The sequence below is a fragment of the Pseudomonas sp. GW821-FHT01C01 genome (assembly GCF_059422645.1).
Window position 1 is genome coordinate 1 of the sequence record NZ_JBWKXF010000097.1, and the last position, 7379, is coordinate 7379.

General features: G+C 60.8%; 8 protein-coding genes. 5 read left to right on the forward strand and 3 right to left on the reverse strand.

The features are described from left to right. Positions 1-210: 210 nt before the first annotated feature. Entirely contained in the window at positions 211-1131 is a 921-nt protein-coding gene (locus AC07XF_RS28505; RefSeq protein WP_495029180.1) for a histone deacetylase family protein, read from the reverse strand. 90 nt (positions 1132-1221) lie between these two features. On the opposite strand from AC07XF_RS28505, the gene AC07XF_RS28510 reads away from it, so the two are divergent. From AC07XF_RS28510 to AC07XF_RS28520, 3 genes are all read left to right on the forward strand, one after another. Further along, positions 1222-1791 carry a GNAT family N-acetyltransferase gene (locus AC07XF_RS28510; RefSeq protein WP_495029181.1) on the forward strand — a complete coding sequence of 190 codons (570 nt, stop codon included), beginning with the start codon at positions 1222-1224 and terminating at the stop codon, positions 1789-1791. A 106-nt stretch (positions 1792-1897) separates the two neighbouring features. Next, positions 1898-2767, forward strand: a complete 870-nt coding sequence (gene tesB, locus AC07XF_RS28515) for an acyl-CoA thioesterase II (protein ID WP_495029182.1) — start codon at positions 1898-1900, stop codon at positions 2765-2767. After that, positions 2764-3357, forward strand: coding sequence for an HAD family hydrolase (locus tag AC07XF_RS28520; protein ID WP_495029183.1), 594 nt, complete (start codon positions 2764-2766; stop codon positions 3355-3357). The genes tesB and AC07XF_RS28520 overlap by 4 nt, the downstream gene beginning before the upstream one ends. A gap of 106 nt (positions 3358-3463) precedes the next feature. On the opposite strand, the gene AC07XF_RS28525 is transcribed toward AC07XF_RS28520, so the two are convergent. Next, the gene (locus AC07XF_RS28525) at positions 3464-4423 is read right to left on the reverse strand and encodes an alpha/beta fold hydrolase (RefSeq protein WP_495029184.1); all 960 of its coding nucleotides are present in this window, start codon (positions 4421-4423) and stop codon (positions 3464-3466) included. After that, on the reverse strand, positions 4424-5317 hold the full coding sequence (gene ypfJ, locus AC07XF_RS28530) for a KPN_02809 family neutral zinc metallopeptidase (RefSeq protein WP_495029185.1): 894 nt from the start codon (positions 5315-5317) through the stop codon (positions 4424-4426). It lies immediately after the preceding gene. A gap of 166 nt (positions 5318-5483) precedes the next feature. Here ypfJ and AC07XF_RS28535 point away from each other — a divergent pair, with 166 nt between their 5' ends. Both AC07XF_RS28535 and AC07XF_RS28540 read left to right on the forward strand, forming a co-directional pair. Continuing rightward, entirely contained in the window at positions 5484-6260 is a 777-nt protein-coding gene (locus AC07XF_RS28535; protein WP_495029186.1) for an IclR family transcriptional regulator, read from the forward strand. A gap of 125 nt (positions 6261-6385) precedes the next feature. Further along, positions 6386-7270, forward strand: coding sequence for a DMT family transporter (locus tag AC07XF_RS28540; protein WP_495029187.1), 885 nt, complete (start codon positions 6386-6388; stop codon positions 7268-7270). The last annotated feature ends 109 nt before the right edge of the window (positions 7271-7379 follow it).

Here is a 7379-nt window from a genome sequence, read left to right on the forward strand (position 1 = left end):
CCCCCCCCCCCCCCCCCCCCCCCCCCCCCCCCCCCCCCCCCCCCCCCCCCCCCCCCCCCCCCCGCTCCCACATTTGAGTTGTGGTGATATTAAGGTCTGGTTAAAAAATAACCATCGCTCTGTGGGCTATACGCTCTGTGGGCTGTAGGCCCTTTCACTCAGGTTATCCACAGGCAGTTCCACAGGCATTGTGGGTAAAGCATCCACAGCTCAGTGACAACCTGATGACTGCCAGACGCGCTGCGCACTGTGATGAAGGATGCCGTGACGGCGGGCCAGGGCCTGGCGGTCCTTGCTGTAGCCACCGCCGATTACCCCGACCACCGGGATATCGCGGCCCAGGCAATGGCGCATCACGCTTTCATCGCGGGCGGCGACGCCTTCGTCTGTCAGCTTCAGATAACCCAGGGCGTCGTCCTTATGCACATCGACCCCGGCGTCATACAGCACCAGGTCCGGTTGGTAGAGCGGCAGCAAGTAGTTGAGCGCATCGTCCACCACCTTCAGGTAATCGGCATCACCCATGCCATTGGGCAGCGGAATATCCCAATCACTTTCGGCCTTGCGTGCGGGAAAGTTCTTCTCGCAGTGCAGGGAAACGGTCACCGCCTCCGGGGTGTTGTGCAGTATTCGTGCAGTCCCGTCGCCCTGATGCACGTCGCAATCGAAGATCAGCACCCGATTCACCCGGCCACTTTCCAGCAGGTAATGGCTGATCACTGCCAGGTCATTGAAGATGCAGAACCCGGCCGGGTAGTCGTAGTGCGCGTGGTGGGTGCCCCCGGCCAAGTGACAGGCCAGGCCATGCTCCAGCGCCTGCTCGGCCGCCAGCAATGAGCCACCGACCGCCCGCACCGTACGCCGGGCCAGGGCTTCGCTCCAGGGCAGGCCGAGGCGGCGCTGGTCTTCGCGGGACAATTCGCCACTCATGTAGCGTTCGATATACGAAGGGTCATGGGCGAGGGCGAGAATGTCTGCGGGACACAGATCCGGGCGCAGCAAGTCGGCGTCGCGGGCCAGGCCACTGTCCACCAGGTGATCGCGCAGCAGGCGAAACTTGTCCATGGGGAAGCGGTGGTCCGCCGGAAATTCGGGGCTGTAGTCTTCGTGGTAGATCAGGGGCAGGGGCATGACTGATTTATCTGGAAAGCATACGGGAATGAGAGAAGGATCCTACCAGCGTTGTAGACTGGCGACATTGAAATGGAGGGGCGGGGCACGATGGAGCCAATTCTGGAACTTGAAAGTGCACGACTGCTGTTGCGCCAGTGGCGTGACGAGGATTTGCCGGAGTTTGCGGCGATGTGTGCCGATCCGCAGGTGATGCGCTATTTTCCGGCAACCATGAGCCGACTGGAAAGTGCATCATTGATCGGGCGAATCCGTGGTCATTTCGCCGAACATGGTTTTGGTCTCTGGGCCTTGCAGCGCAAAGATTCCGGCCAGTTCATCGGGTTTACCGGGCTCAACGTGGTCGGATTCGACGCGCCTTTCACCCCCGCCACGGAAATCGGTTGGCGCCTGGCCCGCGAGCACTGGGGCCTCGGTTATGCCAGTGAAGCGGCGTGGACCGCTCTGCGCTGCGGGTTTGACCGCTTGCCGCTGAAAGAGGTCGTGGCCTTCACGACGCAAACCAATCTGCAGTCGGAGAAAGTCATGCAGGCCATCGGCATGCACCATGATCCGGCGGATGACTTCGACCACCCGCGTGTCGACGCCGGTCACCCATTGCGTCGGCACGTGCTGTATCGCATCAGCCGCGAACAATGGCTGCAAACCTTGCATGGATAAGCTGGCACGGACGTTTACAATGGCGACTATCTTGGCCGGTGCCAGATACTGAATCGACCGTCGCAGCCAAGACTGCACGGCATTGTTTTGCGTGAGGAGAGTCTGAATGAGCCAAGTGTTGGATGATCTGGTTGACCTGCTGAGCCTGGAACCGATCGAAGAGAACCTGTTCCGCGGTCGTAGCCAGGACCTGGGTTTTCGCCAGCTGTTTGGCGGCCAGGTACTCGGCCAATCGCTGTCGGCCGCCAGTCAGACGGTTGAAGAGGCGCGCCATGTGCATTCGATGCACGGCTACTTTTTGCGTCCGGGCGATGCCAAGTTGCCGGTGGTTTACTCCGTTGACCGCGTGCGCGACGGCGGCAGTTTCAGTACGCGCCGGGTGACGGCGATCCAGAAGGGCCACCCGATCTTCACTTGCAGCGCCTCGTTCCAGTACGATGAAGAAGGCTTCCAGCACCAGAGCGAGATGCCACAGGTGGTCGGGCCGGAGAACCTGCCGTCGGAGCTGGAACTGACCCAGCAACGTGCACACCTGATCCCCGAGCACATGCGTGAAAAGCTGCTGTGCCCGAAGCCGATCGAATTCCGCCCGGTGACCGAGAAAGATCCGTACAACCCGCTGCCCTCCGATCCGATCAAGTACGTCTGGTTTCGCGCCGATGGCGCCTTGGCCGACTCGCCGGCGCTGCACAAGTATTTGCTGGCCTACGCATCGGACTTTGGCTTGTTGACCACCTCGATGCAGCCCCACGGCAAATCGGTGTGGCACAAGGACATGCAGGTCGCCAGCCTCGATCACGCGCTGTGGTTCCACCAGGACTTGCGCGCCGATGACTGGTTGCTCTACGCGATGGACAGTCCGTGGGCCGGTAACTCCCGCGGGTTTTCCCGTGGCAGCGTGTTCAACCGCGCCGGGCAATTGGTGGCCTCGGTCACCCAGGAAGGTTTGATCCGTCACCGCAAGGATTGGGCATGAGCCTGGCCGACGTGCATCACTGGGTGTTCGACATGGACGGCACCCTGACGGTGGCCGTACACGACTTCGCGGCGATTCGCGTGGCGTTGGCAATCCCTGCCGAACACGACATCCTGACCCACCTCGCCGCACTGCCGGCGGATGAAGCTGCTGCCAAACATGCGTGGCTGCTGGAGCATGAACGGGACCTGGCCCTCGGTTCGAAACCGGCACCGGGTGCGGTGGAGCTAGTGCGCGAGCTGGCGGGGCGCGGTTATCGCCTGGGTATTCTCACGCGTAATGCCCGGGAGCTGGCGCATGTCACGCTGGAGGCCATTGGCCTGGCCGACTGCTTTGCGGTCGAGGACGTGCTGGGCCGTGATGAAGCACCGCCGAAGCCGCATCCGGGCGGTTTACTGAAACTGGCCGAGGCCTGGAACGTGCCGGCGAGTGAGATGGTGATGGTGGGTGATTACCGCTTCGATCTCGATTGCGGGCGAGCGGCGGGGGCGCGCACGGTGCTGGTGAACCTGCCGGATAATCCTTGGCCGGAATTGACCGATTGGCATGCGGCGGATTGTGTCGAGTTGCGGCAGATGCTGTTGGCTTGAGGAAGAGGTTGGCTGATCTGACGCCTTCGCGAGCAAGCCCGCTCCCACACAGATCCAGTGTGGGAGCGGGCTTGCTCGCGAAGGGGTAGGCCAGGCATTACAAGAGTCATTGCCCAAACAAGGCTTTCTGCCCCTCCGGCGACGTAAACATCCCGTCCCCGTTATGCCCGACTCCGGGCACTTCAATCAGTTGCTGATTCAACCCTTGCGGTTGCAGCCGCTTCAGATAGTCAAAGTAAAAACGCCCGCGGGCCAATCGATAAGGTCCCTGCGCCTTGGCCTCGCAGCTTTTATCCAGCGCCGGATGATTCGGGTCGGTGTCCTGCTGGCCCAGTAGGTAAACGATGTCACGCTTGAGGTACTTTTCCTGCAGTTGAGCGGGAGTTTGTCCTTCGGCGTAAGCGGGCAAATCCGTCAGTCCATATTTCCAGCGATTGAATTGCGGGCAACCCGCGTGGCTGAACGCCACTGGCCGGCGCTCATCGAAATAAGCATAGGAAGACGGGTTAGCAATGACGTATCGCACCTGTACGCCGGTCGCTTCGAGGGCTGGCTGATCATGACCGAGCAACGCATAGCGCTGAACCACCTGCGCGCCGCCAGAGTGACCGGCGATGACGATTTGCTTCACATCCGGAAACTGTTGGCGGTCGCCCAGGCGGGCGATGATTTCGTCCAGCGCCTGGTAGGAGCTCAGGCGAAACGGCGCAGTGGATTCGCCGCCAGCCATCCACTCGTTACCCTGCCAGCGTAAGACTGTGTCCGCCACCGGTTGTAGCGCGACGTCGGTTTCATTGAGAAATTGCGGAGCGATCACCAGGGTGGTTGCGCTTTGCCCGGCCAGTTCGGCGGCGTGTTCGCCGCTCTGGAGATAGGTTTGCGCGTTGCGCAAGCGACCGTGGAGGATGATCAGCACCCGTTCGATTTTTGCCGGGGCGGGGCTGATGCCCACCGCTATTTCACCTGATTTCAACAGCAGGCGTCCGGGACTGATCTCCTTGACCCCATGCTCGGCGGCCTGGGACGTTGCGCATGTAAACAGAACAATCAAAAACCATTTCTTCATTTACAGATTTTTCGCCGCAAAGGTATCGCACTGGCCAACCTGGCCTTGGGCGAAACCGGTTTTGAACCAGCGCACCCGTTGCGCTGACGTACCGTGGGTGAAGGAATCCGGCACCACACGGCCTTGACCTTGTTGTTGCAAGCGATCGTCGCCGATGGCGTTCGCTGCGTTCAGGGCTTCTTCGATGTCACCGGGCTCCAGCCAGTTCAGGCGTTTCTGCGCATTGTTGGCCCAGACGCCGGCCAGGCAATCGGCTTGCAGTTCCTGACGAACCAGCAAACCGCCGTCGCCTTCCATCTGCCGGCCTTGTTGGCGTGCTGCCTGAATTTTCGCGGAAACCCCAAGAAGGGTTTGCACATGGTGTCCGACCTCGTGAGCGATCACGTAGGCCTGGGCGAAGTCGCCCGCAGCGGAAAAGCGTTGGGACATTTCCTGGAAGAACGCCATGTCCAGATAGACCTTCTGGTCCGCCGGGCAATAGAACGGGCCGGTCGCCGAGGTGGCCAGACCACAGGCCGAATTCACGCGGTTGCTGAACAGCACCAGGGTCGGTTCTTTGTATTGGCGACCGGCCTGCTGGAAAATTGCACCCCAGGTGTCCTCGGTATCGCCGAGGATCGAACGGACGAATTCGGCCCCTTCATCATTGGCCGGTGGCGCCTTGCGAGTCTGGTGGGTAGCGGGCGCCGATTGCTGTTCCATTTGCCCGGTCAGTTGCCCGAGGATTTGCAGTGGGTCCTGGCCGGTGATCCAGCCGATGCCGACGATCAGGAGGATCGCGGTCAGGCTCAAGCCCTTGCCGCCGCCAAAACGCATGCCACCGCCACCGCCGCCCATGTCATCACCACGGGCATCGACCACGTTGTCGCTGCGTCGGCCTTTTTTCCATAGCATGTGGGAATCCTCTTCTGTTCCGGGTAAAGCTCCGTGCGATGAGTGTTGCTGCCAAGTGGGAGCGGCGCCAGTCCGGTCGTCAGACTGCCGGTTGTGCAACTGGTTCCGAATTTTGCATCGTCAGGCTTCTCTTCTAGAATCATGCAAATTTTGTTTGGGGCCTACCATGGCTGGCAGTCAGATCGAACGTGTCTTCAGCGTGCTGGAAAGCCTGACCGGTGAACCGCAGGGTTTGCCGATGCAAACGTTGGCCGAGCAATTGGAAATCCCTAAAAGCGCGACTCATCGGTTGCTCGCCGAACTGATCCGCCTGGGGTATGTGCGGCAGAATCCGGACAACCTGCGCTATCACTTGTCGACCAAACTGGTGGCCATGGGCTTTCGATATCTGTCTGGCAGCGGTGCGGATATCGTTCAGCCGGTGCTCGATCGTCTGGCCGGGGAAACCGGTGAACTGGTACGTCTGGGGGTGATCCAGGGCGAGCGACAGGTCTGGATCGCCAAGTCCCAGGGTGCCCGCTCGGGCCTGCGCTACGACCCCGACATGGGGCGCGATGCGCCTCTGTTCTACACGGCTTCCGGGCATGCGTGGCTGGCGTGCATGAGCGATGCCGAGGCGCTGTCACTGGTCGAACGGCAAGGGACCGAGTTACCTCAAGACGTCGGGCCGAATGCGCCGCGTTCGAACATTGAGCTTCTGGAGCGGTTACGTCTGGCGCGGGAGCAAGGCTATGCGTGGGTCGAGGAAAGTTCGGCGGTGGGCACCTCGGCGATTGCCGCTGTGGTGCGTCATCCACTGGATGCTCGGGTCATCGGCGTGCTCAGCATTGCCGGGCCGAGTGCGCGAATGCCCGGCGCGCGATTGCATGAGTTGGCGCCGACCTTGTTGAAGTACGCCGAAGAGCTTTCGCTGGCGAGCCAGGCGTCAGAGTTGTTCAGTTGAACGCGATGTCTGCTTGAATAAACAGTGTGCGGTATTCGCACACTTTGTTGTGTCGTTGATGTCATAAAATGGAACCAGGTTCTAGATTGTTCAAGTCTCGCCTCACCCCATAAAAGGACTTCGTCTTGTCGTCGCCCAGCAGCACTCCGCTTTCCGGCGTCAATCAGCCCTTCAAAGGGATCCTGCTGATCGTTGTCGCAACCTTCCTGTTTTCCAGCCACGACGCCTTCTCCAAATACCTCTCCGGTTTTTATCCCATTGTCATGGTGGTCTGGGCGCGTTACCTGGTTCACACCTTGCTGATGGCCGGGATTTTCCTGCCGCAATCCGGGCTGCGGGTCCTGCGTACCAAACGGCCATTGCTTCAGCTGATCCGGGCGCTGTGCCTGCTGGGCACCAGTCTGTTTTTCACCACCGGGTTGATGTACATCCCGCTGGCCGAGGCCACGTCGGTCAACTTCCTGGCACCGGTACTGGTCACCGCGTTGTCGGTGCCGCTGCTGAAGGAGCGAGTGACGCGGGGACAATGGCTGGCGGTCATTTGCGGTTTTATCGGGGTGCTGATCATCGTTCACCCCGGGGGAGATCTGTTTACCCCGGCGGTGTTGCTGCCGTTCTGCTCGGCGCTGTTTTTCTGCTTCTATCAATTGCTGACACGCAAGCTCAGCGAGATCGATAGCCCGACCACCAGCAACTTCTTCGCCGGCTTGTGCAACACGCTGGTGATGAGTGCGCTGGTGCCGTTCTTCTGGCAGACGCCAAACCTGATGCATGGCGCGATGATGCTGGCGCTGGGGGCCTGCGGGATGACGGCACACCTGTTCCTGACTCAGGCTTTCCGTCTCGCGGCACCGGCGCTACTGGCACCGTTCAGTTATTGCCAGATCATCTTCGCCGGCCTGCTGGGCTGGCTGCTGTTTTCCCATACACCGACGCTGACCACCGTGGTTGGTATTGCCGTGATCTGTTGCAGCGGACTGGCGGCAGCGTGGCAGCAAAGCCGTCGCTGAAAGAGAGGCGTCAGGCCTAATGCCAGTCAGTAAAGCGGTAATGCGATCTGTAGCAGCTGCCGAGCCTGCGAGGCTGCGTTCGGCTGCGAAGCAGTCGTAAAATCAGTCA

Excerpts from the sequence above, each read along its gene's own strand:
- AC07XF_RS28505 (WP_495029180.1), bottom strand. The coding sequence starts at position 1,131 with ATGCCCCTGCCCCTGATCTACCACGAAGACTACAGCCCCGAATTTCCG.
- AC07XF_RS28510 (WP_495029181.1), top strand. The coding sequence starts at position 1,222 with ATGGAGCCAATTCTGGAACTTGAAAGTGCACGACTGCTGTTGCGCCAG.
- tesB (WP_495029182.1), top strand. The coding sequence starts at position 1,898 with ATGAGCCAAGTGTTGGATGATCTGGTTGACCTGCTGAGCCTGGAACCG.
- AC07XF_RS28520 (WP_495029183.1), top strand. The coding sequence starts at position 2,764 with ATGAGCCTGGCCGACGTGCATCACTGGGTGTTCGACATGGACGGCACC.
- AC07XF_RS28525 (WP_495029184.1), bottom strand. The coding sequence starts at position 4,423 with ATGAAGAAATGGTTTTTGATTGTTCTGTTTACATGCGCAACGTCCCAG.
- ypfJ (WP_495029185.1), bottom strand. The coding sequence starts at position 5,317 with ATGCTATGGAAAAAAGGCCGACGCAGCGACAACGTGGTCGATGCCCGT.
- AC07XF_RS28535 (WP_495029186.1), top strand. The coding sequence starts at position 5,484 with ATGGCTGGCAGTCAGATCGAACGTGTCTTCAGCGTGCTGGAAAGCCTG.